The organism is Photobacterium lutimaris (genome assembly GCF_003025555.1).
In the GTDB taxonomy this organism is placed as follows: Bacteria; Pseudomonadota; Gammaproteobacteria; order Enterobacterales; family Vibrionaceae; genus Photobacterium; species Photobacterium lutimaris.
Genome location: NZ_PYMH01000002.1, coordinates 122467 through 147560 on the forward strand (window position 1 = coordinate 122467; position 25094 = coordinate 147560).

Consider the following 25094-nt stretch of genomic DNA (forward strand, 5'->3'; position numbering starts at 1 on the left):
GTTAATCCACCTACGCTTATCATCTGTTATCTATTATTTCGGTCAGTTAAGGCTCATGAAGCTGTGCTTAGTGAGCTAAAGAGAATGCTAGCTCAACATGAGAAGCGCATCATGAAATTAGAGTGGAAGAATGAAAACTGATTAAAATGCAGGCATGAGTGTACAAAAAAAGAACCATTGATGTTAGCTTTATACATGATTTCATAAGGAGATATTATGGCTAAGGTTACATTATGTTCAGATGGTGCTGATGTTTCTGATCAGGTTTTTACAATCGATCTTGAAAGGAAAAAAGACATTTTAGCTTTTATTAATTTAGTTAAACACGGTGGTGTTAGCTCTGGTCTAGTTAAACCTGCAGTGCAAGTGCAATCCTCAGGTAAGAGTCAGACCGTTTCTCATCGTAATGACTGGCATTTAGATGACTCACTTATTTAATCAAATAGCCCGCAATAGCGGGCTTTTTTACGTTTAATTCAGTGGTACAGAGCCCCACATATAGGCTTCTTTAGCATCATCATAGATGAAACCCGCCAAGTACTTGGTGCTATCCACAGTCACATTAAACGCCATGCCTTCATAACTGCCATCAAAATCGGGATCTGAACAACCCGACGCATCAACATCAACCGTGTGATAAAAAGAGACTTCACTCATTAGCTTGCCGGACAACGTACAGTCAGCATTGATTGTAAGGTTCGCGGCACTGTCCAAAGACCAAGATTCGCCCGTCATAGGATCAGTAAAGGTACCAACAAGGCTATCTAGTGATTCAAGCGTATTTTTTTGACGATCGAACGAGTAAACAAACGGTTCGTTGTTAATGGTGGTAGAAACTGTTGCAGTATCACCGTCATAGTAAATATTAACGATTTGATCGGGGTCTGAGAAATAGAAGCCATCAGCAATGGCAGCTACGCCAGTTAATCTCAGTTCATTAGCTAACGTATAGATTCGGTCAAAGTACAAAATGGCCGAGCCATCTGAGATAAGTACTTTTCCTGCATTAGCTTTATCAACCAGCATGACAGCTTCGCCAGATTGAAACAGGCCATCAAACTGGGTACCGGTTTCTGAACCAGCGGAATTTCCTTCACCAGAAGAACTTGAACCAGAACCTCCGCCGCAGGCTGTGAGTAAGACAGTTAACAACAGTACAAATATTTTTTGCATCAGATCATCCTTGAGTTGGTGGTTAGGTTTCCAAGTATGCAAATGAAGCGCAGCTTGGAAACCCAAAAAGTATTTTGATTAGAGTCAGTTAACGGATCAAATTGTAAAGGCTAGGGAGCTTACTTCTTAGCTGCGTGCTTGGTTTGAATATTCCGATACTTTTTCTTTTTGTCTTTGCTGACAGTCTCATGCATCGGCTGTTGGAGTCGGCGGCCGCCACGGAACGGCAACGGTGTGACGACATTGGAACGAACGGGCACATAGTCTAATTCGTAGAGTCGCTTTAACGCGTGGTATTCATCATAACGTAGTGACCAAGACATCAGCTCTTTGGGACTAAAGCGGCGACCATCAGGAGTGACGATGACACAGTATTGTTCATCAATTCTAAATCCTTGCCAGCGGGTATCATCAGGAAGATAGCCACGGGCACGAATGATCAGTAATTTTTCAGCCATTGGATTAACGTCGATTTCTCCGGTTAACCAACGTTTGACGGTGATGGGACGAACGTGAAACCAAGCAGAAGCTTGAGCAATGTTGTCGAAATGACGCCAGAACAGCTTGACGAAGGATTGATGCAGCATGATGTGCCTCGCAAATTTCTCGTTTATTAAAAGTTCTTTTCGATTAATCAAACGTGGATTGATAGACAACACCGATAACGTTAGCCAACAACAAATTACCGGACATAAGCCGACGTTTGTAAGGAGAAGACGCTAAGCGATCATGTGAGATATAAAAAGGTACGCATTGTAATTTAACTAACTGTTTCCAAGACATTTTAAGCCTCCAAAAGTAGACGTTTCTGGCTTGACCCATAAGCCACAAGAACCTTACAGACATTGTTAAATTTATATCCCTCTGTTTATCCCACTTTAAAATGTCAGTGAGTTTTCCCAGATTAAACTGTCTCTTTCCAAGGTAGTTCATCATTGCTAATCAGTGGCTGTGGAGTAGGGATGTCATGGCTTTTTCCTGTTGCTGGCTTTGAATTGTTCCGGGTGGACTAATACCGGGTTGATGGCTTCCAATTGCCTGATAGCCCGCTGTTGGGCTGTGCGTTTCGGGGCCTTCTTGCTGCGGTTGCGTTTCTGTTGCTGCTCGAATTCCTGTTGTTTGTCCTGGGCAAACTTGAGTACGGCGCCCAGTCGTTTGTTGTCGACGACTTTGCCTTGGTCTACATCTGCCAACTTATCGAAAACTCTGAAGGTCAGCTTACGGTGGCCGTATAGAATGGCGATGGTGCCATCCGGGCGGTCCAACACCTTAACAACCTGATTGACTAATCGCTGGTTTTCTTCTGTTGGGTCAATGAGATAGACAACCTTATCATATTGAAAAGTCAGTGATTTGGAGAGCTTACGTAGCTCTTGCCAGGCAAAAATATCATTTAGCTCTTCAGCTGATTCCCGTAATGGCCGATGCATGTCTTTTGGATACCGCGGAGGCTTGGCAAAACGACGGTTGAAATCCGCGATAAAGTCGGGGAGCCATGCATTGGCTTGTTCAATCGTATCAATGCCTTGCAGGCGCATTTCCTTGACTAAGCGATCCTGTAACGTTTTATTCGCACGCTCAACGCGGCCCTTGGCTTGTGAACTGTTGGCACAGATCAGCTCGATATTGAGATCATTCAGTACACGACCAAACTGGGTGAGTCGTTCAGTGTGGGCATCGCGCTTGCTGACATGGAAAACCGCATGCCGGTCACTATAGAACGCGGTGGGTTTGCCGTGCTGTTCAAGGTATTCGCGAGTAGCAACCATATAATCGAAGGCTGATTCGGTTTCGCTGAAGCGCAGGTTCATCAAGCGGCCAGTGGCATCATCAATATAAACCAGCAAGCAGCATTTGGGGCTGCGACCTTCGAACCAGTCATGATGGGAGCCGTCAATTTGAACCAGTTCTCCAAGGCAATCACGCCGGTGACGAGGTTGATAGATACGCGGTTTACGTTTGGCATGGGGAACCCAGAGACCATCGGCAATCATCCATTGGCGTAAGGTTTCAACGGAAACATGGATATCATGAAGCTCAGAGAGTTTTTCATGAGCCAACGTCGGGCCGAAATCTTCGTATTGCTGATGGAGCAAGGCCAGTGTCTGTAATTTTAATTTCTCATCATGGCGATGATTGCCAGGCTGACCACGCTTTAAAGAAACCAAACCAGCAGCACCAAATTCGATGAAGCGTTTGACCAAGCGATAAACTTGGCGAGGACTGAGTTTAAGTAAGCGGGCAGCATCGACACCGGTGATCCGTTTATCACAGATGTCTTGGATTAGTTTGATTCTCAGTAATTCATTGTCAGTCATGGTCAATAGCATCCAAGGGCTCAAAACACGGCAAAGAAAGCGTGTTTTGAAGCTAGAACAACATGACATTTCAATCTGGCTCAAACCTGACATTTCTAACTAGATCTTACAATATCAGTGCGCATTATGTACCTTATGTTAAATAAGGTATCGATAACGGTATGTTTGAACAGGTATTGCTATCTATCGGTTTCCCCTCCTTTTCTATTGCTAGCCTCCAAAGGTTTGAACTACTGTACAATTTAACAGTATTGGCTATTTACCATAAAATAGGTAATAAACACCTTTTTTAAGTACTGCTGCAAATGGTCAGTTTGCCTGGTACTTCAAAACATGGTGTTTATTACTAGGCTTGATTCATCAAGCCTAAAGCAAAAAAGCCGAGCTTGTATAAGCTCGGCTTTTAGTGCATCGCTACAATTATCGTTTATTGGCTATCCGTAACTGATGCTTCGACAAAATCTTATCAAGCTCATTGGCTATAATCGGCTTGGCGATGAAGTCATTCATGCCAGCAGCAAAGTAAGCTTCCTGATCTGATTTCATGACATTGGCCGTTAAAGCAATGATTGGAATGTCAGCGCCTCGGTCTCGCAACGATTGCGTTGCACTGATTCCGTCCAGTACTGGCATTGAGATATCCATCAAAATAATATCGACCTCGTTCATTCCGTTATCGTCGATGTCTAAAACTTCTTGGCCATTGTTAGCAATCACGACCTTATGGCCGCGCTTTTCTAGCATTAGTTTTGCGACCAACTGGTTCGTTGGACTGTCTTCGGCCACCAAAATTTTAAGCTTTGGTAAATGCTCGACATCGATAATTGGCGTTTCAGCTTCAGAGTCTTCTGCTTCAAGAATGTCTAATGGCAAGATCACAGTAAAACAACTACCGACACCTAACTGGCTTTCTAGTTGGATTTCACCCTGCATTTTTTTTATCAGATGCAGGCTAATTGCTAAGCCTAAACCGGTACCACCAAATTTTCGGGTAATGCTGCCATCAGCCTGTTTAAATGGTTTGAACAGCTGTTTCTGTGCGTCTGGTGAAATACCTATCCCCGTATCTGATATTTTCAGGAATACTTTATTGTGGGTTCGGGTTACATCAACGGATACCGAACCTTCATCCGTGAACTTGATTGCGTTTCCAACAAGATTAAACAGCACTTGGGAAATACGGTTTTTATCACCAATAATTTGTTCCGGCACTTCACCGTTGATACTGCTACTGAGAGTTATCCCTTTCTTTTTCGCTTGATCTTGCAGTTGGGTAATAACTAAATCGATACAGTCGGATAAGCATAGCTTGCTATTAAATAGCTCAAAGCTCGTTGACTCAATCCGTGATAAGTCCAGTATGTCATTGATAATTGTCAGCAATAACTGTGCTGACTGATCCATCTGATTTATCCAGCCTTGCTGCTTCTGACCCAACCCTGAATCACCGAGCATATCTAATAACCCAAGAACTGCATTTAATGGCGTTCGGATTTCGTGGCTCATCATTGCCAAGAACTCAGATTTAGCCTTGTTAGCATCTTCTGCTTGGCGTTTGGCCTGCTTTATTTCTTCAATTTGTTGCTTACGACTGGTAATGTCTTTCGCTGTACCGCGGTAGCCCAGCAATTGGCCTTGCTTATTAAAGTATGGTGTACCGCTCAGGCTAATCCAAAGGCCACCTTCATCATCCGGCAATTGCCACTCAAGATCTTCAAAGGCAATTTTATTTTCAAAAATTGCCTGCAGCTGATCACGGTTTGTTTTAGCGTCACCAAATATATCGAGGATACAATTACTATCGACGGTATGGTTTGTCAGATTAGGTGACGATATATAAGTGAAGCGATATTCTGGATCGACTTCCCAGAACCAGTCCCCGACTGTTTTAGCAAAATCTTTAAAGCGCTGCTGGCTATGTGTGAGCTCTTGGGTACGGGCCGTAACTAGCGACTGTAAACGTTCGCGATAGTCAATATCAATGATAGCCCGCTCCAGCAGAGGCCTGAATCGTTCAAGAACCCTACGGCAGTTGGGTGTAAACTGCCCTTTTTCCGAGTGGAAAAAGAGCAATAGTGCATCACCAGAGCTGACTTTGACACCGGTGAGCAAGACCGATTGGCAAAATGGTATCATTTCAGGTGATAACTCTTTGAATTCATAGACCTGGCTTGGATCGTAAAGAGCAATGCTGTCGCCATTCATTGAACGGATAAACGTATTCCCAATAGGCCAGATGCTAGATTCAAAGAAACGACAGGTTGTGACCAGTTCTTGCAATGGTGCTGTTTCGTCTTCGCGTGTTAATACAAGTGCGTGTTCAAAACCTATGTATTTTCGCAGTACTGACAATAAACTATTGAATACTTGTCGTTTATTATTAGCGCCAGCCATCGCAGCAATACCCGCTAAAATCGCTGTGTTTTCATCACGTAGTTGCTTTTCACGCTCTCGTGTTCGCAATAAATCAAGCAATGTTTCTTGGAGCTTTTCTGATTCGTAATTTACCATTGCTTAATCCTTGTGAAACAAAACTGCTGAAATCATCAAGTTACCGTGGGCGTTTTCCCCTCCCACAAATTGCCCTTGCTCACCAAAAGTAAATGGAGCAACAAAAGGTGCGGTTTGCATTGCGCTTTTGACATTCTGGGCCACTTCATCCATACGGTGTTGTACGCGGAGCATACAACCTGCACAGTAGATAGTAATACCACCGATCGGATTGAGGTTTGCCTCATTGGCATAAATGTTATTTGCTGCATTTACTACTCGTCCGGCGCGGGTAATTAGACGCTCCTCAGTACCTTGCATAAAATACAGCGTCTCTCCTACTTCTACTTTGGCAAATAAGTTTATCCCTCCCCGCTCAGTGGTATTCAGGGGGTGAGCCAATTTGAAATATGGCAACTCATGTACAATACCGGCAACACGGCCAAGCGGGTTTAAGCTACTACTATTAATAATGTTTTCTTTATCATCTAAAGATTGGTTCATCCAGCTCTGATAAACCGCCATGGCTGGCTTTCCATCAAGCTCAATAAGCTCCCTGCCCTCGACTTTAGTCGCCTTGGCTGATTGACCGGTACTGGCATAGCCTGAATGGAATGAGTAACTAATATGACAAGATGGGTATAAGACGCTGATTCCTACACCTTCTTGTGTATACTGCTCTTGAGTAAATATGGACCAGTTGCCCTTAATATGATCATCGGCAGCGCTCCCTCCGATGATTGGAACTGACGTACCAAGTTCATCTTCTATTCCCTGAATGATTTCTTCTTCATGACCTGGGCTCGCATGCAAAACGATGAGTGCTGGCAATTCACCGGAGCGGCCACTGTTGGCTATAGCTTTTAACAAAGCTTGTCTTGCCATTTGATATTTTGAGTTGTTCGTAGAAACAATGGCAGTTCCGTAGGCTCCATGAAAGTCTGATATGGCCCAGAGTGCAACACCTCGACCATGATGGTATCCACTTTCTGTCATTACTCCCTGACATGATGTACATCCCAGAACTTGTGCATTTGGAAAGGCGATGGACAGTGCTTCTTGAAAAGTGACAACGTCATATTTCTCTGAAAAGTAAACAAGGATCAGTTTGGGGTTGGCAAGCTTTGCTTGTAATTGTTCGATGGCCTCTTGAATGGCATCAGATGCTATTGCCTGTGAAGAAAAGCTTGTTGCGATATCCATGGGGAATTTATCTATAGATTATTTTGATTTGTAACGTTATCCAAGTAACTTTAACTAAAGTTGAGTGGAATACAAACCCATTGAAGTTACATACGCACATTCTTACATGCATAACATGTAGTGTCTGCTTTTTTATTGTAATAAATTAAAGATCTGATCGTAATGACCGTTAATGTTAAGTATATCCTTAGCTCGGATAGTACGTGAAGCGGTTAAATGACGAGGGAACGATGGAAAAAAAAGTGGTACTGGTAACAGGTGGTGCAAACGGTATAGGAAAGGGAATAGCAAATTACCTTTCAAAAAATATGTTGGTCATTGCTATTGATATTGATGAGAACGCTGGGTTCCAATTGGTTTCCGAAAATCCTCTCATTCGCTTTAAACAGATTGATGTTACTAATGAGCAGCAAATTATTACTTTAATTGATGAGATAACATCACAGCACGGAAGGTTGGATGCTGTTGTTAATAATGCTGCTATTGCCAATCCTTATAACGCCCCTCTGCACGAGTTGGATATACACGACTGGAATAAAGCATTAGCGGTGAATCTAACTGCACCTATGCTGATGGCTAAGTACACGTCGCTATTACTTAAGGTTACAAGTGGATGCATAGTTAATATTGCTTCTACTCGCGCATTACAGTCCGAGTCAAATACCGAAGCTTATAGTGCAACTAAAGGTGGTGTTGTCGCATTGACACATTCTTTAGCCACAAGCCTTAACCCCGGTGTTCGTGTGAACTGTATCTCACCAGGGTGGATACATACTTCAACTGAGCAACTTCGTGAAATAGATCACAGCCAGCACCTTACTGGCCGTGTCGGTAACGTTAATGATATTGCCTCAATGGTGGCATATTTGATTTCTGATGAAGCGGGGTTCATTACTGGCCAAAATATTGTCATTGATGGTGGCATGACAAAAAAAATGATTTACAGCGAATAAAACGACTTCATTTACACCCTTTAAAATAAAGTCTTAACCATCAATTATCGACAAATAACAGGGCTTGGTTTACCAAGCCCTGTTATTGCTAATAAAACTATATAACCTATTTATTTTTATTGTTTTTTCACAGTGAAATTAGCAATTATCTCTTTATTACCCTGCTTGATTTTTATTGCCCATTGCATTTCATCATGCATACATTCCGGGACAGTAAATCGACCAATCCAACCATCAGCTTTTTTCTCAAACGTTACAGGTATGATGCCCATATACATATTGACACCCTCAACCGTCGCATCCGGCTTAACATCTGTGTTATGAAGTTGTATGTTGAGTTCCTGATTCGCCACGGCTGGATATGGTGATAAAGAGAGATTTAGTGGTGTATCACCCTGCGGATTAATACACTTTTCCGCTGTTAAATTGCAGGTTTCTGCGTTTATTTCTTCACCGTCGATTTTATCATAGGTAACTGTTCTCCATACAAATGCAGTGATCAATATGGTCATAAGAAAGAGAATTTGAAAAAGTCTACCTTTAGTAAGTTTTTCTGCAGCCATTATTTTACGTGCTTCCCATGTTACAGAGGTCAAAGTTTTCACATAAATGTTGCTTAACCGTAAACATCGTGTGGGCTTGACCCTGTCAATTATTAGTGATCTAACGTAGTATAAGGCACTGAAAATGCCACTTTTACAACAAAATAGCAATTTAATTACTGGGGTGTTTGAAAAAACAACACTGTGATTTTTGAAGCTTTGGGTGGCATTGCGACAACTTGTTGTTCGCACAAGGAAAAGAGTGTAGTTGAACAATTAAAATTGGAAGCATGCAACATGAGCCAAGTAAAGCAGCTTGAACAAAACTACAACTATACGGTCGTTCGCCAATTCACCTTAGTAACCATACTTTGGGGGATTGTTGGAATGGGCGTTGGTGTATTGATTGCCGCTCAGCTGGTATGGCCGGCACTAAACTTCGACCTTCCTTGGTTGACATATAGCCGATTACGACCATTGCATACTAATGCAGTGATTTTCGCATTCGGTACCAGTGCGCTATTTGCTACGTCTTACTACGTAGTGCAGCGTACATGTCAAACAAGGCTATTTGGTGGAAAGTTAGCGTCGTTTACCTTCTGGGGTTGGCAAGCTATCATTCTATCCGCGGCAATTACACTGCCGTTAGGGTGGACTTCTGGTAAAGAATACGCAGAGCTGGAATGGCCGATTGATATCGCCATTGCTGTTGTCTGGGTTGCCTATGCCATCGTTTTCTTCGGTACTATGATAAAAAGAAATACGTCACATATCTATGTGGCGAACTGGTTCTTTGGTGCCTTCATCTTAACCGTTGCCGTTCTGCATATTGTTAACAGCATGGCTATCCCAGTATCAATGAGCAAATCGTACTCGGTTTATTCTGGTGCTGTCGACGCTATGATCCAATGGTGGTACGGGCATAATGCGGTTGGCTTCCTGCTTACTGCAGGTTTCTTGGGGATGATGTATTATTTTGTACCTAAGCAAGCCGGACGGCCTGTTTATTCGTACCGCCTGTCTATCGTGCACTTTTGGGCACTGGTTTCTCTTTACATCTGGGCTGGCCCTCACCACCTGCATTACACTGCCCTTCCTGACTGGACACAGTCGCTGGGTATGGTGATGTCATTGGTTCTATTCGCTCCATCTTGGGGGGGGATGATTAACGGTATCATGACGTTATCTGGTGCATGGCATAAACTTCGCTATGACCCAATTTTGCGCTTCTTGGTTGTATCACTGTCGTTCTACGGCATGTCGACCTTCGAAGGCCCAATGATGTCTATCAAAACGGTTAATGCCCTATCTCACTATACCGACTGGACAATCGGCCACGTTCACTCCGGTGCGCTAGGTTGGGTTGCTATGGTATCTATCGGTGCGGTTTACCACTTGATCCCTAAATTGTTCAACCAAGAACGTATGTATTCTATTAAGTTGATCAATGTTCACTTCTGGCTGGCAACCATCGGTACGGTTCTATATATCGTGGCAATGTGGATTTCAGGTGTGATGCAAGGCCTGATGTGGCGTGCGGTTAACACCGATGGTACGTTGACTTACAGCTTTGTTGAGTCGCTACAGGCTTCTTACCCATTCTACTTCGTTCGTTTTGTAGGCGGTGCAATCTTCTTGGCGGGTATGTTCTTAATGGCATACAACGCATACAAGACGATTCTTGCACCAAATGAAAGCCTGAAAGCCACAGAGCAACCAGCATAAGGAGTACCGACAATGGCTAATAATCGTCATGAAATTGTTGAAAAAAATGTCGGCCTTCTTGCGATCCTCATTGTGATTGCTATCAGTTTCGGCGCCTTGGTGGAAATAACCCCACTGCTCTACCAAGACCAAACAACTGAGCCGGTTGAAAATCTTCGCCCCTATACGGCACTGGAAATGGAAGGCCGTGATGTGTATATCCGCGAAGGGTGTAATGTCTGTCACAGCCAGATGATCCGCCCATTCCGCTCTGAAACGGAGCGCTACGGACACTACTCTGTCGCGGGTGAAAGTGTATGGGAACACCCGTTCTTATGGGGTTCGAAACGTACGGGACCTGATCTTGCTCGCGTTGGCGGCCGTTATTCAGATGACTGGCACCGTGTTCACCTTCGTGATCCACGTGCGGTTGTTCCTGAGTCCAACATGCCAGGTTTCCCATGGTTAGAAGAAAATGAGCTTGATGGCAAATTGACATCGAAAAAGCTCGGTATCTTCAAAAACCAGTTCGGTGTTCCGTATACAGATGAACAAGTGGCAAACGCTGGTGAAGAAGTGAAAGGCAAGACAGAGATGGACGCGCTCATTGCCTATCTCCAGTCACTCGGTCACGCAATGAAATAAGGGGGCACCATGGATATTGGAACCATTCATAGCATATGGACATTGATACTGTTCGGTAGCTTTATTGGTATTGTCCTTTGGGCTTACAGTAAACGCCAAAAGTCTCGTTTCGATGAAGCTGCGAATCTCGTTTTCGCAGACGAAGAACAGGATATGGCAACGCGTGAGAATGACAGGAGTTAGAAAACATGACTACGTTTTGGAGTCTATGGATAACAATCATCACGCTGGGTACCCTAGCCGGTATTGCTGCCCTATTAATTTGGTGCAGCAAGGACAAAATGGGTGTTGAAGAAGGTGAGGATATGGGTCATGAATACGATGGTATTCGTGAGATCAACAACCCACTGCCTAAATGGTGGTCCTACATGTTCTGGGGCACCATTATTTTCGGCCTACTTTACCTGTTCCTTTTCCCTGGGTTAGGTAACTACAAAGGCTTCTTGGGCTGGCAGAGTTCAGATCAAACCGTGCGTTCTATCGAGGAATCCAAGTTGGCAATTGCCAATGCCCAGAAAGAACAACGCTTGAACCAGTATGCAAAAGAGTTAGATGATGCTCAGGCTCGCTTTGGCGAGACGTTCAAAACCCTAGCCTACGATGCATCTGGTACTTCTCTGCTTCCTATTACTCAGATCGCTGAGAACGAAGAAGCTATCAAGGTCGGTCAACGCCTGTTCTTGCAGAACTGCGCACAGTGCCACGGCTCTGATGCCCGAGGTCAGCTTGGTTACCCTAACCTAACAGATAATGCTTGGTTATACGGCGGTGAAGCTGAAACTATCAAGACGACCCTCATGGAAGGCCGTCAGGGTGTGATGCCTGGTTGGAATGAGACACTTGGTAAAGATGGTGTCACTGAAGTAACCAGCTATGTACTCAGCCTATCTGGCCGAAGTGTGAACGCTAAAGAGGCGGCAGCGGGTAAACAGAAATTTGTTGTATGTGCGGCATGTCATGGTACAGACGGTAAAGGTAACCCTGCATTTGGTGCACCGGATCTGACGGATAATACATGGCTATATGGCGGTTCTCGTCGTGCTGTTGAAGCAACAATTGCACACGGTCGCCAAGGCGTGATGCCAGCATGGAAAGATATTCTGGGCGAAGAAAAGGTTCAGGTTATCTCGGCTTATGTCTGGAACCTAAGCAATAACACATCAGAGTAACAACCCAAACAACACTCAGTTACAGTTTGTTCATTATTTTTATACAAACATCTGAGACTTAACGACTAGCCCCTGTTATCTTCAGGGGCTAACCCCCTCTAAGTGACATAGGTATTCAATATGGGTAAGCCTTGGTATAAGCAGTTCTGGCCATGGTTCGTTTTTGCCATTCCTGCTACTTCAATTGTCTATAGCCTGACAGCTGTCTATATTTTTTCTCAAAATAAAGTCGATCTTGTCGCTGAAGACTATTACAAAAAAGGTAAGGCGATTAACCTCGACCTATCCCGCCTTCGGGTGGCAGATGCCTTAAACCTACAAGCTCAAGTCGCCGTTAATAACAATGATATCAGTGTTTTTTTCAATAAGGGTGATCTAGATAACTATCCAAATTTGCGTGTGACATTCACACACCGTACTCTAGCTAATAAAGATTTTACTCAAATGGTGAGCGCCGATCTTTCAGGGACTTATCGCTTTGAATCTCCAGAGCTTTTAGATGGTCCATGGTTTGTCGAGCTAGAGCCATTTGATGGCGACTGGATGTTACAAGGACGTGTGAACTTGCCATCATCCGACCCGATTTCGCTGTACGGGCAGATAAAGGAATGACGAAAGACTGTTACCACTGCGGCGATCCTGTTCCACAGGGTTGCCAGCACCATGTAGAAATACTGGGCCAAATACGTGAAATGTGCTGCCCTGGCTGTGAAGCGGTAGCCCAGACCATTGTGGATAGTGGCCTCACCTCTTATTACGAATACCGCACGGCACCGGCGGAAAAAGCCGACTTGGTACCGCAACAACTGCAATCACTCCTGCTTTATGATCATGATGAAATTCAACAGGAGTTCGTTCGCGACAACGAAAATAGTAAAGAAGCATCACTGTCACTCGATGGCGTTTCTTGTGCGGCCTGTGCTTGGCTAATCGAAAAGCAAGTTAAACGCGAACCCGGCGTGGTCTCTATCAAAGTCAATACAACCACACACCGCGCGCTCCTTGAATGGGACCCCGACAGCGTAAAGCTCAGTCACCTTTTAAGTGTTATCCATCGTTTAGGCTACAAAGCCGCCCCTTTTGAAGCTGATGCTCAAGAGCAGCAATATCACCGCACGATGAAAGGCTACCTATATCGCTTGGGTATCGCGGGGATTGCAACCATGCAAGTCATGATGCTGGCGGTAGCATTGTATTTTGAAATCTTCGGTGACTTGGATGCCGAATTCAAAAACTATCTACGCTGGGTGAGTTTACTCTTCGCTACACCTGTTCTTCTATATTCAGCTCTGCCATTTTATCTCAATGCTTGGCGTAATCTTCGAGCAAGAACGCTCGGGATGGATGTCCCTGTCTCCATCGCCCTGCTGTTCGCCTATGTTGCCAGCCTTTATGCAACAGTGATGGAAAAAGGTGAAGTATTTTTCGAATCCATTTCGATGTTCACTTTCTTCTTGCTACTCGGGCGATTTCTTGAAATGCGCGCGCGCCGGCAGGCAGCCGCTGCCAGTGCCAACCTACTCAAATTAGTACCCGCAATGGCAACATTGGATGATGGGTCGCAGGTTGCCGCCAAAACGCTGAAAGTTAGTGACGTTGTCACCGTCCTGCCTGGTGAGAGCCTCCCTGCGGATGGCGAAATTGTAAAAGGCCAAACAGCAATTGATGAATCCATGCTGACCGGTGAGTCAATGCCAGTAAAAAGAGGGGTTGGCGATAGCGTTTATGCAGGAACCATCAATGGCGATAGCCACATAACCTTGAAAGTCAGCAAAGACCGCCAGAACTCATTGATTTCAAACATTATCCGATTGCAAGATGAAGCGCAAAGCTCTAAACCAAAGGTTGCTGAGATTGCCGATATTGTTGCCCGTTATTTTGTGGCTGGTATCTTGATTATATCTGCAGCCACTTGGTTGTACTGGCATCAACACCGCCCAGAGGACGCTCTTTGGATCACGCTTGCCGTCTTGGTCGCAACCTGCCCTTGTGCTCTTTCCCTTGCCACGCCAACTGCGCTGACATGTTCGACCTCTAGCCTCGGACGACTTGGTATTCTGTTACGTCGAGGTCATGTGCTGGAAACATTATGCAATGTGAATCAACTCGTCATTGATAAAACAGGCACACTGACCGAGGGCAATATTCGACTGGTTAAAGCACAAACCTTCAATAGCTTCTCTGAAGAGCACGCCTTGGTAATGGCTGCAGAACTAGAGCGCTTTGCTAACCATCCTATCGCACGGGCGTTTTCCGTATATCGTAATGAGAAACCACAGTTTGATGATGTAGAAAATATTATCGGTAGTGGCTTGAAGGGTTCTGTTGATGGTCAAGAGTGGCGAATTGGTAAAGCAGACTTTGTGTTAGAACTGAATCCCGACATTGATCAATTGCTGGCATCATGTGATAACCATTATCAAGTTTGGCTAAGCTGTAATAGCGAGCTTGTGGCGAGCTTTATGCTGGACGACCCCATCCGAGAAGACAGCCCTGAACTGATCAAACAGTTTCAGGCGGAAGGTATTCAAGTCACGATGCTTACCGGCGATCATTCAGCATCAGCACAGGTGGTTGCCGATAAACTGGGCGTTGATGACCTAAAAGCCGGCATCTCCCCTGAAGGCAAGTTGGATTACCTTAGGCATTTAGGCAAAGACAAGGTTGCCCTGATGATCGGTGATGGCGTTAACGATGCCCCTGTACTGGCTGGTGCACACCTTTCAGTAGCAATGGGTGGCGGTACGGATATAGCCAAATCATCGGCTGATATGGTATTACTGGGTGACCAACTCTCTCGTATTTTGCGTGCCAGAAAACTGGCCCAAAAAACGCGTAAAATCATTCGAGAGAATCTGGCTTGGGCACTTGGATACAACGTGATCATTCTGCCGCTGGCAGTCGCTGGATTTGTCGCCCCTTATATTGCAGTTGTGGGTATGTCAGCCAGCTCGATCATTGTTGTTTCAAACTCTTTGAGGTTGTTAAAAGAAAATGGCTAGTCTGTATTTGTTGATACCTATTGCGATTATCTTTGTGTGCATCGCTGTCGGGATTTTCCTCTGGGCTGTTCGTAGTGAACAATTCGAAGATCTTGAGCGCCAAGGCTACGATATTCTTTTTGATGAAGATGAGTCAAAGCCGACCGAAAGCAAGGCTAAGGCCACATCAACTGAAGTAAGAGATCGCCATGGTGACCGCTGATTTCTATGCTGCCTTCGTTATTGGTTTGATGGGGGCTGGACACTGTTTAGGTATGTGTGGAGGTGTTTCTGCCGCCATCACTCTTGGTATACAAGGTAATCAGCAGTCTTCCCGCTGGCCTTATTTAGTGTTATATAATTTTGGCCGAATCGCATCGTACATGGTTGCCGGTGCGATTATTGGCGGTGCTTTTGCCAATCTGGCCAATTATGGCGGACAGGTAACTGCACTGGCTTCTTTACGGTTGCTTGCCGCTATAATGATGATTTTACTCGCATTGTATATTGGTCAATGGTGGTACGGCGTCAGTAAAATAGAAGTTGTTGGTAAAGGCTTATGGCGCTACTTATCTCCGGCAGCTAAAAAGCTGTTACCTTTACGTAGCCCTTTTGCGGCTATCCCCTTTGGGATGATCTGGGGCTGGCTTCCATGTGGTTTAGTGTATTCCACACTAAGCTGGGCGGCAGTCGCAGGCAGTGCTGCCTCTGGGGCTAGTGTGATGCTGGCATTCGGTTTAGGTACGTTACCGGCTATGTTCGCTGTGGGCTCAATGGCTAATCAGTTCCAAAAGTGGCTTAGGAACCTTTACTTTAAAAGAGCGAGTGCCTTGCTGTTATTGGCCTACGGGGTTCATACTGGTTATATCGCAATCAAACAAATAATGTAGGCTTTTTTAATACTCGTCATAATGATTCATATTATGTTAAAATATTGACCTACATCAAATTGGTTAGACAGGCTTATGATTTCAGACAAACTAACAACCAAACGTATCCAATCTGGCGGATGTGCTATCCACTGTCAGGATTGCAGCATCAGTCAGTTGTGTATTCCATTTACGTTGAATGAGTCTGAGCTAGATCAGCTAGATCAAATTATCGAACGCAAGAAGCCCATCCAGAAAGGCCAAGAGCTATTCAAGGCTGGAGATGAGCTTAAATCGTTATACGCTATTCGTTCGGGTACTATCAAAAGCTACACCATTACCGAGCAAGGTGACGAGCAAATTACTGCCTTCCATCTTGCTGGTGATTTAGTTGGTTTTGATGCCATCAACGAAATGATGCACCCGAGCTTTGCCCAGTCTCTGGAAACATCGATGGTGTGTGAGATCCCGTTTGAAATTCTGGATGATCTGTCAGGGAAAATGCCAAAACTTCGTCAGCAAATTATGCGTCTGATGAGTAATGAAATTAAAGGGGATCAGGAAATGATTTTGCTGCTCTCCAAGAAGAATGCGGAAGAGCGCTTGGCTGCCTTCCTATATAATTTATCTCTACGTTTTTCACAGCGAGGCTTTTCTCCCCGTGAGTTCCGCCTAACAATGACACGTGGTGATATCGGTAACTACTTGGGCCTCACGGTTGAAACAATCAGCCGCCTGCTAGGGCGCTTCCAAAAGTCTGAAATGCTGAGTGTAAAAGGTAAGTACATCACTATCCTTAACCACGAAGAGCTAGCGAAACTGGCGGGTGTCAACAAAAACACAATCGCGTAAAAGAATACCTAAGTGAATGTTTTTAAAAAGTGATACGCGAGCCGTATCACTTTTTTTATATAAATTTTCTACTGCCACTCCCCTATTTCTTCCCTTTACGTTACAGTTATTAGTACCCAATGACGTTTTTTTGTGACATGGCGTAGCAAACACCTGATTTGGGTTATATTACTTTGAATGTTTCTCTGCCCAAAAGTGACAGATAGATATCATTCCTTTGAGGGAACAGAAACTGGTTTAGACGCCAACACGGTTTGTGTAAGGGGGCAGTTATGACCAAGTACAGCAATATCCTCGTTGTTGCCGATCCGGCGCAGGATCATCAGCCAGCATTGTCTCGCGCAATACACCTTGCTCGTCGCACCGACGATGTAAAAATCACGCTTTTCCTCGCTATTTATGACTTCTCATACGAAATGACCTCGATGCTCTCTGCAGACGAGCGGCAAGCCATGCGCCGTGGTGTTGTTATGCAGCGTGAAGAGTGGCTAAAAGATATCATCCGTCCCTATACTGACGACGGTTTTAACATACAGCTCACAGTTGTATGGCATAACCGACCCTATGAAGCCATCATTGCAGAAGTCTTCAGTAATCATCACGATTTGCTGATCAAAGCAACGCATGATCACGATAAAATTGGCTCGGTGATATTTACGCCAACAGACTGGCATTTACTGCGTAAATGTCCTTGTCCAGTATTGATGGTGAAAGATCATAGCTGGCCCGAAAACGGGAAAATCCTCGCCAGTGTTAATCTTGCTGCCGATGACGAAACCCATGAGCAACTCAACGATTCCATTGTTAATGAAGCGAAAATGGTCGCTGATTTACTCGGCGCAGAGGTTAATCTCGTCAATGCCTATCCTGCGACACCGGTAAATATTACGATAGAACTTCCTGAGTTCGACCCTGCCTCATATACCGATGCGGTGAGGGGGCACCACTTGAAATCAATGAAAGCGCTGCGTCACAAACATGGCTTGCCTGAAGAGCACACCCATGTGCTTGAGGGATTACCAGAGGATATCATCCCCCAGGTTGCTGAAGATATTGATGCGGAGTTGGTTATCTTGGGAACAACGGGCCGTACGGGCTTATCCGCTGTATTCATCGGTAATACGGCTGAGCATACAATCGATAGTTTGAATTGTGATCTACTGGCATTGAAACCTGATGGCTATGTCAGCCCATTGAGCCCAAATATTTAACGACCTCCACCGAAAAAAAAGCCTCGAAAGAGGCTTTTTTTGTTGAGTCAGCGTCTTAGCGTAATTCAATAGGCTGAACGGGCTGCACCTGATTGCTGCCTGGCCTTTCCTCTGCGTTAGCGAGTTTTTTCAGCAACGCCGTCACATACAATTCATTTCTGATCTTATTGCAGTAGGAGTGGCTGATATTTCGACGATTCCATTCACTGGCAATCGCAACCCGTGTATGGCTTGCTCTTCGGCCAAAGGCGTAGGTTTCGCATATTTCAAGGTTGCTCATCTGCTGAGGTGTTTTTGTCACCGTACTACTGCGCATACCCAACTGCTGTGATTGCGAAGACGAGCAGCCAGCCAATACAGTTAGACTCAATGCAACGAGTATCGTTTTTATAGGCAATGTGCGGCGAATTCTGTTCTGTATAAGCATAATATTGATTTTTAATGATTTCTCTTGCGACATTATAACTCAATAACGTGTATAGCCAATTTAAATTCAAGTTATGCCGTGATCCTCATCCACTGGTTGGTCGCAGATATCAAAAAGGGCAAATGCTTACGCATTTGCCCTTTTGAACCGTTCGACTCTATGTTTAGTTGGCAGTTTTGAAGTGGTACTCAAAGACTGATTTGCTTGAGTCATGAATACGGCTGTCTCCAATATGACCGGCAGGCATTGATGCATCACCTGAGGTGGTTAACTGGGCATCAAGTACACTCATTGCAGGTGTATTTGCCTGCTGAAGCAGGTGTACCGTCGGGGCGGTACGCTCACCTGCCGTAGATAGGTGGTAATCCAATACGTCATTTGCCATTACCTGAGAAGACAGAACCAAAGCGCCGATGATAACGAAAGCTGATTTTTTCATAACCTACCTCTATGTGTATTATCAGTACTCTCTGTCCTTGAGAGTGTTGAGAAAAATTCCAGTGAGGTTTTGAACTCCCTCACTTGATGTACACATTGTATGGTGGTCACTGCCTAAAACCCATGGCAGAAATGGATTAGTGAAATATCACAAACGCATCTCTGAATGAGGGCTTAATGCTAATTTGCTATCTCATGGCTAGCTATCAAGCTGGGAAAATTTAAGTTGTTTAATTTCCTGTTCGAGCCATCGGTACTTTTCGGTATTCCAATGCCGCTGATTATAGGCAATGACAATATCCATCACATCCCGTCGAGTAGCATGTCCCTTCTCATCCATTTCAACGAATTGAAATTTATTATGATCAATGACTTGATAGAGCTCACGCGGTGCAATAAACAACATATCTTCACTTCTTAGCGCTTGAAGGATCGGGATCGCGTGCTGACTGCGAAAGGCTGGTTTTACGTTTAAGTTTGCATACTTCTTTACCAACTCCATTTGTTCATTAAAGCCGGGAACCACCATGCTAGCCCAGCGATAATTATCAAGCTCCTCAATGGGGATCGTTTTCTTCTCATCCACTAATCCCCGGCGACAGATATAGCCAAATTGACTCTTGGCTATATTCTTCTGATAGATTGCTTTCGGTGTTAACAGCGGTTGGTAGGTGATTGCCAAGTCACAGCTGCCATCTTGAAGATGCGAAACGGTGCTTGAGCCAAAACTGTATAGTTCAAGTTCAACTTTCGGGCAGTAGCGGTTGAAGAGGCGGTATATCTCCGTACCATAACTCTCAATAAGAAAGCCATTTAGAGCAATACGAAAACGCCCTTCCATCTCGATTGGGTCAAATTTCCTGCTTTCCAATGCGCTATCAAGTTGTGAGTAGATGCCAGGCAAAACAGCTGCTAGCTCTTCGGCACGAGGTGTCAATTTCAACCCGCGGTTATGACGAACAAATAACTGGTCATCCAACGCCTCTCGGAGTCGGCCTAGCGATCGGCTCACTGCTGGCTGACTTGTATCCAGTTTTTCGGCTGCACGATGAGTATTTTTTTCTTCCAATAACACAAGCAAAACCTTGAGCAGGTTAAGATCAAGATTATTCAGGTTCATGTACTTTATGACTCCTTATATCCCCCGTATAACTGATTGATACTCAGGGGATCAGCTAAAACTTACCACAGAGCTCACAGTCTGAAGGTTTCATGCCTGTTGGCCTTAATTGACATGACGGGCATACCTGAGAAAACTTAATCAAGCTTTGGCGATAGCCATAGCACCTCTCTTTATCCGTAATGATACCGCTGATGCCTTCGGAGAGCAGTGCTTGATAATCATTTTTTATTGCCGCTAATACACTGCTAGAAATGGTGCAATTACTGTTAATTAGTGAATTCAAGCGTTCATAAACAATATAACTTGATGTGATGGCTATAATCGAGCTTTCGTATTGTTTATCCCACTTTGCAACTAAAGACCACAAAGATATCAACAGCTGAATAAAAAGAATTAAAAATATTAGAAGAGTGAATATTGATATCACCGCAAGCTTTTCGCTGGTTGCTATGACTAAAAACGCAAAAAAAATTGGCGTTGCGATCCCCAAGTATGTCATTAAGCTACGCAGGCGGTGAAACTGAGACTTCCTTCTTTCAAAGATTTTTATTGCTCCATAAGTATGGAACCTCATCTCCATTAAATGAATTGGCATACTTCTCTCTCATCGTTAAGACAAACTGATACTCCTTTATCTAGCTTAATATATTATCTGACTTATATACTTGTTCTTACTAGAAAAACTAGATTGCCGTCAATTTGGGAGCTTAATATTGCCTGCCAAGCCGAATCATATACGTAGAGACACTGCGTCATTTTGAATGGGAAATGTGGTGTTGTATCGGTGGTTGGCCATAAGAAGCATTAGAGAAAAGTAAACCGTAAACAAAAAGGGAGAATAGTGGTTATTCTCCCTTTCTGATGTCTAGATGTTAGTTACATCAATGAACATTGACTCATCAATGTTGGTTGAAGAAACAACCGCTTCACTGAATTCGTACTCCTCACGATCACCTTCACGATCAAGAGGAAGGTTAACGAAGTCAAACAACTCTCTATCTGCGAGTTGGCTTGGACTAACATTCTGAATTGATTTGAAAATGCTTTCTACACGACCTGGGGTCTTCTTATCCCAATCGATCAACATCGCTTTAATTGCCTGACGTTGCAAGTTCTCTTGTGAACCGCAGAGGTTACAAGGAATAATTGGGAATTCCTTATGCTCTGCGTACTTGATCAGATCTTTTTCGCGGCAGTAAGTTAGCGGGCGAATAACCACATTACGGCCATCATCAGAACGAAGCTTTGGCGGCATGGCTTTAAGACGAGAGCCATGGAACATGTTTAAGAACATTGTCTCTACGATATCGTCCAAATGGTGACCCAGCGCTATCTTAGTCGCGCCAATTTTCTCAGCAAAAGAGTACAAAGTACCACGACGCAAGCGAGAGCATAGACCACAAGTGGTTTTTCCTTCAGGGATCTTCTCTTTAACGACAGAGTAAGTATCTTTATCTACGATATAGTAAGGAATATTGAGGGTCTCAAAGTAATCTGGCAGGATATGGTCTGGGAAGCCAGGTTGCTTCTGATCGAGATTAACAGCGACAACATCAAACTTGATTGGCGCAGCTTTTTGAAGATTCAATAGGATATCTAACATCGCAAATGAATCTTTGCCACCACTTATACATGCCATCACAACATCATTTTCTTCAATCATGTTGTAATCAATAATGGCATTACCAACATTTCTTCTAAGGCGCTTATGAAGTTTGTTGAATTCAAGTGTTTCTTTTCTAGTATCTGTTTGATTCATTGCGATTTCTCACACTGCCGATAGTATCGACGGTTGATTTCCTAATTGGGCTTTCGTAAGGCGTGGATTATACGGATTTTTTAAGCCAGTTGAAATATTTCTCTTAGACAAAAGAAAGCCACATCAAATGACGTGGCTTTCTCCGTTTGAGTTTATCGCTCTTAACGCATTCTATTATTTAAACAAACCAATAAAGAACAGTTTAATGTAATCAATCAAGCGGCTGAATAAGCCACCTTCTTCAACGGACTCTAACGCAACCAATGGAACTTCATGGACATCCTCACCATCAACTTGGTAGAAGATCTTGCCTACGATTTCCCCTTCATTGATAGGCGCCGTAAGTTCAGACGTTAACTCTACCGTTGCTTTCATTTTGCTGACATCGCCCCGTGACAGGGTCACGTAGGTGTCTTCCATCGTACCCAATGAAATAGTATCTGTGTTACCCATCCACACTTTCTCATTGATCAACTCGTCACCTTGCTTGTGAGGAGCTACCGTTTGGAAGAATCGGAAACCGTAGTTAAGAAGCTGTTTACTTTCTGCTTCACGACCCTTAGGACTACTCGACCCCATTACAACTGAAATCAAGCGCATGTCACCTTCAGTTGCAGAACTTGCCAGACTATATCCCGCACCACTGGTATAGCCGGTTTTCATGCCGTCAACATTGATGCTGCGATCACCCAGCAGGCCGTTGCGGTTACGCTGTGTGATGTTGTTGTAGGTAAATGAGCGCTCGCTGTATATTGAATAGATGTTTGGCAAATCTGTAATCAAGGCGCGACCAAGAAGCGCAATATCGTAAGGCGTTGAGTAGAGCTTATCACTATCAAGGCCGTGAGGATTCGAGAACGAACTGTTGGTCATATTGAGCTTCTTCGCCCATGAGTTCATCAGGCTAACAAACGCCCTTTCCGATCCTGCAACATGCTCTGCAATTGCTACACTGGCATCGTTACCAGATTGAACAATTAACCCTCGGTACAAATCCATCATGTTAACTTCGGTATTCACCTCAATAAACATCTTTGATGAATCAGGGAAATTACGAGCCCATGCATTACGACTGATCACCACAAGATCATCTTCGTTAATGTTACCACTTTTCATTTCCTGGCCAGCAACATAGCTAGTCATCAACTTGGTTAAACTTGCTGGATTTAGTCGCTCATGAGCATTCTTTTCAACCAGAATTTGACCTGTATGGTAATCCATCAAGACATAACCATTGGCACCAAGCACCGGTGCATCGGGAATGACTGTAGGTGCAGCAAAGGCAGAGGCCGAAAGACAGAGTGTACCTGCAGCTATAGTGCGAAAAGTGTGTTTCAGTTGTGTTGTCATTTTTCTCGCCGTCGATGGTGTTAATGATGAGCAGTATATCTAACCCCAGAACGAAATCTTGTAAGCTTTACGAAGTCTTACGTTATTGTAAGATCCGTTACAACTGGGTATTTAAGATGGTGGATTTTTAACCCAAGATATAAAATTTCACGCAAGATTTCCTGCTCAACGTCTCGTAATTCGATGCTGATCGCTTCTACGTGTTTATGTCATCCACTATCTATGCGTAGCGGATGCATTAAAATACCGTTAAGATAAAGTAAAATAGCACTTTCTCAGGCAGAGATGAGTCAACGTAAAGGAATGATAATGACTTTCTATCAAAAATTAGTACACCATCATAAAAAGATTTCTCGGCTTGAGCATCTTGAAGCGATTTGTGGTTGGGACCAAGCCGCTGTAATGCCGGAAGGTGGTAACACTGCCCGCTCAGAAGCACTGGCCGAGCTTGCTGTCATTAAGCATGAATTATCAACGGCTCCACAGCTTTTTGACTGGTTTGAGCAAGCGGCTACCGAGCCATTAGAAGCCGATGATGTTGCGAGTCTTCTTGAAATGAAGCGTAGCTGGCAGCAAGCCAATGTTTTGCCGGCTGAACTCGTTGAGAAAAAGTCACTAGCCTGCTCTAAATGCGAACATGCTTGGCGTACACAGCGTGAAAAAAACAACTGGCAAGGGTTTAGCCAAAACCTTAAAGAAGTGGTTGAGCTAACAAGACAAGAAGCACAAATCCGAGCAGATGCTACAGGTTTAAGCCGCTATGACGCCTTGCTTGATTTATACGAGCCGGGAATGATTACCCGCGAGCTTGATGCGTTATTCTATGATGTAAAAAGCTGGCTACCCGAATTAATTAAGCAAATTATTGATCGTCAAAGCCAGGATATCACTATCCAGCCTGTCGGTCCGTTTCCCGTTGAGCAACAACAAGACTTAAGCCATGCATTAATGACGAAGCTTGGGTTTGATTTCAACCACGGACGACTTGATAAAAGTGTGCACCCTTTCTGTGGCGGTGTACCGACTGATGTGCGTATTACCACTCGCTACGATGAAGCAGATTTTACATCCGCTTTAATGGGTGTGATCCATGAAACTGGGCATGCTCGTTATGAGCAAAGCTTGCCAGAAAAGTGGGCAGGGCTACCTGTAGGTAAAGCGCGTTCAATGGGAATCCACGAATCACAAAGCCTGTTTTTTGAAATGCAGTTATCAAGAAACGAATTGTTTATTGATATCTTGGCACCGCTTGCTGCAGAAACGTTCCAGCGTAATGATGACCCAGCCCTATCGGCTGATAACCTTACCTTGCTAAATACGCGAGTAACTCCTGGGCATATCCGTGTCGATGCCGATGAGGTAACGTATCCTGCTCACGTAATTGTCCGTTACGAAATAGAACGCGATCTGGTTGAGGGCAAGATTGAAGTCGAAGATATCCCTGAATTATGGGACAAGAAGATGTCTGAATACTTAGGCGTTTCAACCAAAGGGAATTTCACCGATGGTTGTATGCAGGACATCCATTGGGCCTTCGGGGCTTTTGGCTATTTCCCGTCCTATACCTTAGGTGCAATGTATGCGGCCCAGTTTATGGCAGCAATTAATAAAGAAATGAATGTTGATAATCTTGTCCGTGGAAGAAATTTACAACCAATCTTCAACTGGTTAGATCGTCATGTTTGGAAACGTGCTTCAACCGTGTCGACCGATCAGCTTTTGATTGATGCTACCGGTGAAAGACTTAACGCGCAGTTCTTCAAACAACATCTCGAACAGCGCTATTTGAAGTAAGTTCTACCTTAAAGCAAGCTAGCCGCTAGATATTAGCGGCTAGCTTTAATTTTAAAGGTATATACTCATAACATTATCCGCTTCGGAGGCAAG

25 protein-coding genes are annotated in these 25094 nt (G+C 44.2%); 13 read left to right on the top strand and 12 right to left on the bottom strand.

Annotation, left to right across the window (positions count from 1 at the left end):
• Positions 1-216 precede the first annotated feature (216 nt).
• Entirely contained in the window at positions 217-438 is a 222-nt protein-coding gene (locus C9I99_RS06150) for a hypothetical protein (protein WP_107347991.1), read from the top strand.
• Between the two features lie 33 nt (positions 439-471).
• Here C9I99_RS06150 and C9I99_RS06155 read toward each other — a convergent pair whose 3' ends face one another.
• From C9I99_RS06155 to C9I99_RS06180, 5 genes are all read right to left on the bottom strand, one after another.
• Complete coding sequence (locus C9I99_RS06155) at positions 472-1173, bottom strand: hypothetical protein (RefSeq protein ID WP_107347993.1); 702 nt, start codon at positions 1171-1173, stop codon at positions 472-474.
• Between the two features lie 119 nt (positions 1174-1292).
• Positions 1293-1760: a phage protein gene (locus C9I99_RS06160; protein ID WP_107347994.1), complete on the bottom strand. Its 468-nt coding sequence runs from the start codon at positions 1758-1760 to the stop codon at positions 1293-1295.
• A gap of 378 nt (positions 1761-2138) precedes the next feature.
• Positions 2139-3491, bottom strand: a complete 1353-nt coding sequence (locus tag C9I99_RS06170) for an ISNCY family transposase (protein ID WP_107348515.1) — start codon at positions 3489-3491, stop codon at positions 2139-2141.
• A 420-nt stretch (positions 3492-3911) separates the two neighbouring features.
• Entirely contained in the window at positions 3912-6002 is a 2091-nt protein-coding gene (locus tag C9I99_RS06175) for a PAS domain-containing hybrid sensor histidine kinase/response regulator (protein WP_107347996.1), read from the bottom strand.
• A 3-nt stretch (positions 6003-6005) separates the two neighbouring features.
• Entirely contained in the window at positions 6006-7184 is a 1179-nt protein-coding gene (locus C9I99_RS06180; protein WP_107347997.1) for an FIST signal transduction protein, read from the bottom strand.
• 230 nt (positions 7185-7414) lie between these two features.
• Between C9I99_RS06180 and C9I99_RS06185 the strand changes: the two genes are divergently transcribed.
• Positions 7415-8137 (top strand): SDR family oxidoreductase, encoded by a 723-nt coding sequence (locus C9I99_RS06185; RefSeq protein ID WP_107347998.1) that lies wholly within the window; start codon positions 7415-7417, stop codon positions 8135-8137.
• 116 nt (positions 8138-8253) lie between these two features.
• On the opposite strand, the gene C9I99_RS06190 is transcribed toward C9I99_RS06185, so the two are convergent.
• Positions 8254-8742, bottom strand: a complete 489-nt coding sequence (locus C9I99_RS06190) for a hypothetical protein (protein ID WP_243734332.1) — start codon at positions 8740-8742, stop codon at positions 8254-8256.
• A 234-nt stretch (positions 8743-8976) separates the two neighbouring features.
• Here C9I99_RS06190 and ccoN point away from each other — a divergent pair, with 234 nt between their 5' ends.
• The 10 genes from ccoN to uspE all read left to right on the top strand — a co-directional run bounded on the left by ccoN (position 8977) and on the right by uspE (position 18110).
• Positions 8977-10404 (top strand): cytochrome-c oxidase, cbb3-type subunit I, encoded by a 1428-nt coding sequence (ccoN, locus tag C9I99_RS06195; RefSeq protein ID WP_107348002.1) that lies wholly within the window; start codon positions 8977-8979, stop codon positions 10402-10404.
• A 12-nt stretch (positions 10405-10416) separates the two neighbouring features.
• The gene (gene ccoO / locus C9I99_RS06200) at positions 10417-11028 is read left to right on the top strand and encodes a cytochrome-c oxidase, cbb3-type subunit II (protein ID WP_107348004.1); all 612 of its coding nucleotides are present in this window, start codon (positions 10417-10419) and stop codon (positions 11026-11028) included.
• 9 nt (positions 11029-11037) lie between these two features.
• Positions 11038-11211, top strand: coding sequence for a cbb3-type cytochrome oxidase subunit 3 (locus C9I99_RS06205; protein ID WP_107348006.1), 174 nt, complete (start codon positions 11038-11040; stop codon positions 11209-11211).
• A 5-nt stretch (positions 11212-11216) separates the two neighbouring features.
• A complete protein-coding gene (gene ccoP / locus C9I99_RS06210) occupies positions 11217-12197 on the top strand; it encodes a cytochrome-c oxidase, cbb3-type subunit III (RefSeq protein ID WP_107348008.1) in 981 nt (326 codons plus the stop codon).
• A gap of 120 nt (positions 12198-12317) precedes the next feature.
• On the top strand, positions 12318-12809 hold the full coding sequence (locus C9I99_RS06215; protein ID WP_107348010.1) for a FixH family protein: 492 nt from the start codon (positions 12318-12320) through the stop codon (positions 12807-12809).
• On the top strand, positions 12806-15199 hold the full coding sequence (locus C9I99_RS06220) for a heavy metal translocating P-type ATPase (protein ID WP_107348012.1): 2394 nt from the start codon (positions 12806-12808) through the stop codon (positions 15197-15199). The genes C9I99_RS06215 and C9I99_RS06220 overlap by 4 nt, the downstream gene beginning before the upstream one ends.
• Complete coding sequence (gene ccoS, locus C9I99_RS06225) at positions 15192-15401, top strand: cbb3-type cytochrome oxidase assembly protein CcoS (RefSeq protein WP_107348013.1); 210 nt, start codon at positions 15192-15194, stop codon at positions 15399-15401. The genes C9I99_RS06220 and ccoS overlap by 8 nt, the downstream gene beginning before the upstream one ends.
• On the top strand, positions 15388-16068 hold the full coding sequence (locus C9I99_RS06230; RefSeq protein ID WP_208113352.1) for a sulfite exporter TauE/SafE family protein: 681 nt from the start codon (positions 15388-15390) through the stop codon (positions 16066-16068). The genes ccoS and C9I99_RS06230 overlap by 14 nt, the downstream gene beginning before the upstream one ends.
• A gap of 75 nt (positions 16069-16143) precedes the next feature.
• A complete protein-coding gene (locus tag C9I99_RS06235) occupies positions 16144-16899 on the top strand; it encodes a fumarate/nitrate reduction transcriptional regulator Fnr (RefSeq protein WP_039461230.1) in 756 nt (251 codons plus the stop codon).
• A gap of 272 nt (positions 16900-17171) precedes the next feature.
• Positions 17172-18110, top strand: coding sequence for a universal stress protein UspE (gene uspE, locus C9I99_RS06240; protein WP_107348015.1), 939 nt, complete (start codon positions 17172-17174; stop codon positions 18108-18110).
• 55 nt (positions 18111-18165) lie between these two features.
• On the opposite strand, the gene C9I99_RS06245 is transcribed toward uspE, so the two are convergent.
• From C9I99_RS06245 to C9I99_RS06270, 6 genes are all read right to left on the bottom strand, one after another.
• A complete protein-coding gene (locus tag C9I99_RS06245; RefSeq protein WP_243734333.1) occupies positions 18166-18570 on the bottom strand; it encodes a hypothetical protein in 405 nt (134 codons plus the stop codon).
• Positions 18571-18700: 130 nt separating this feature from the next.
• Entirely contained in the window at positions 18701-18976 is a 276-nt protein-coding gene (locus C9I99_RS06250; protein WP_107348016.1) for a hypothetical protein, read from the bottom strand.
• A gap of 198 nt (positions 18977-19174) precedes the next feature.
• On the bottom strand, positions 19175-20095 hold the full coding sequence (locus C9I99_RS06255; protein WP_107348017.1) for a LysR family transcriptional regulator: 921 nt from the start codon (positions 20093-20095) through the stop codon (positions 19175-19177).
• A 55-nt stretch (positions 20096-20150) separates the two neighbouring features.
• Complete coding sequence (locus C9I99_RS06260) at positions 20151-20693, bottom strand: mobilome CxxCx(11)CxxC protein (protein ID WP_107348018.1); 543 nt, start codon at positions 20691-20693, stop codon at positions 20151-20153.
• 270 nt (positions 20694-20963) lie between these two features.
• Positions 20964-21857, bottom strand: coding sequence for a tRNA 2-thiocytidine(32) synthetase TtcA (ttcA, locus tag C9I99_RS06265; protein WP_107348019.1), 894 nt, complete (start codon positions 21855-21857; stop codon positions 20964-20966).
• A 174-nt stretch (positions 21858-22031) separates the two neighbouring features.
• The gene (locus C9I99_RS06270) at positions 22032-23207 is read right to left on the bottom strand and encodes a D-alanyl-D-alanine carboxypeptidase family protein (RefSeq protein WP_107348020.1); all 1176 of its coding nucleotides are present in this window, start codon (positions 23205-23207) and stop codon (positions 22032-22034) included.
• Positions 23208-23516: 309 nt separating this feature from the next.
• Between C9I99_RS06270 and C9I99_RS06275 the strand changes: the two genes are divergently transcribed.
• Positions 23517-25001, top strand: a complete 1485-nt coding sequence (locus C9I99_RS06275; protein WP_107348021.1) for a carboxypeptidase M32 — start codon at positions 23517-23519, stop codon at positions 24999-25001.
• The last annotated feature ends 93 nt before the right edge of the window (positions 25002-25094 follow it).

Excerpts from the sequence above, each read along its gene's own strand:
- C9I99_RS06150 (WP_107347991.1), top strand. The coding sequence starts at position 217 with ATGGCTAAGGTTACATTATGTTCAGATGGTGCTGATGTTTCTGATCAG.
- C9I99_RS06155 (WP_107347993.1), bottom strand. The coding sequence starts at position 1,173 with ATGCAAAAAATATTTGTACTGTTGTTAACTGTCTTACTCACAGCCTGC.
- C9I99_RS06160 (WP_107347994.1), bottom strand. The coding sequence starts at position 1,760 with ATGCTGCATCAATCCTTCGTCAAGCTGTTCTGGCGTCATTTCGACAAC.
- C9I99_RS06170 (WP_107348515.1), bottom strand. The coding sequence starts at position 3,491 with ATGACTGACAATGAATTACTGAGAATCAAACTAATCCAAGACATCTGT.
- C9I99_RS06175 (WP_107347996.1), bottom strand. The coding sequence starts at position 6,002 with ATGGTAAATTACGAATCAGAAAAGCTCCAAGAAACATTGCTTGATTTA.
- C9I99_RS06180 (WP_107347997.1), bottom strand. The coding sequence starts at position 7,184 with ATGGATATCGCAACAAGCTTTTCTTCACAGGCAATAGCATCTGATGCC.
- C9I99_RS06185 (WP_107347998.1), top strand. The coding sequence starts at position 7,415 with ATGGAAAAAAAAGTGGTACTGGTAACAGGTGGTGCAAACGGTATAGGA.
- ccoN (WP_107348002.1), top strand. The coding sequence starts at position 8,977 with ATGAGCCAAGTAAAGCAGCTTGAACAAAACTACAACTATACGGTCGTT.
- ccoO (WP_107348004.1), top strand. The coding sequence starts at position 10,417 with ATGGCTAATAATCGTCATGAAATTGTTGAAAAAAATGTCGGCCTTCTT.
- C9I99_RS06205 (WP_107348006.1), top strand. The coding sequence starts at position 11,038 with ATGGATATTGGAACCATTCATAGCATATGGACATTGATACTGTTCGGT.
- ccoP (WP_107348008.1), top strand. The coding sequence starts at position 11,217 with ATGACTACGTTTTGGAGTCTATGGATAACAATCATCACGCTGGGTACC.
- C9I99_RS06215 (WP_107348010.1), top strand. The coding sequence starts at position 12,318 with ATGGGTAAGCCTTGGTATAAGCAGTTCTGGCCATGGTTCGTTTTTGCC.
- C9I99_RS06220 (WP_107348012.1), top strand. The coding sequence starts at position 12,806 with ATGACGAAAGACTGTTACCACTGCGGCGATCCTGTTCCACAGGGTTGC.
- ccoS (WP_107348013.1), top strand. The coding sequence starts at position 15,192 with ATGGCTAGTCTGTATTTGTTGATACCTATTGCGATTATCTTTGTGTGC.
- C9I99_RS06230 (WP_208113352.1), top strand. The coding sequence starts at position 15,388 with ATGGTGACCGCTGATTTCTATGCTGCCTTCGTTATTGGTTTGATGGGG.
- C9I99_RS06235 (WP_039461230.1), top strand. The coding sequence starts at position 16,144 with ATGATTTCAGACAAACTAACAACCAAACGTATCCAATCTGGCGGATGT.
- uspE (WP_107348015.1), top strand. The coding sequence starts at position 17,172 with ATGACCAAGTACAGCAATATCCTCGTTGTTGCCGATCCGGCGCAGGAT.
- C9I99_RS06245 (WP_243734333.1), bottom strand. The coding sequence starts at position 18,570 with ATGTCGCAAGAGAAATCATTAAAAATCAATATTATGCTTATACAGAAC.
- C9I99_RS06250 (WP_107348016.1), bottom strand. The coding sequence starts at position 18,976 with ATGAAAAAATCAGCTTTCGTTATCATCGGCGCTTTGGTTCTGTCTTCT.
- C9I99_RS06255 (WP_107348017.1), bottom strand. The coding sequence starts at position 20,095 with ATGAACCTGAATAATCTTGATCTTAACCTGCTCAAGGTTTTGCTTGTG.
- C9I99_RS06260 (WP_107348018.1), bottom strand. The coding sequence starts at position 20,693 with ATGCCAATTCATTTAATGGAGATGAGGTTCCATACTTATGGAGCAATA.
- ttcA (WP_107348019.1), bottom strand. The coding sequence starts at position 21,857 with ATGAATCAAACAGATACTAGAAAAGAAACACTTGAATTCAACAAACTT.
- C9I99_RS06270 (WP_107348020.1), bottom strand. The coding sequence starts at position 23,207 with ATGACAACACAACTGAAACACACTTTTCGCACTATAGCTGCAGGTACA.
- C9I99_RS06275 (WP_107348021.1), top strand. The coding sequence starts at position 23,517 with ATGACTTTCTATCAAAAATTAGTACACCATCATAAAAAGATTTCTCGG.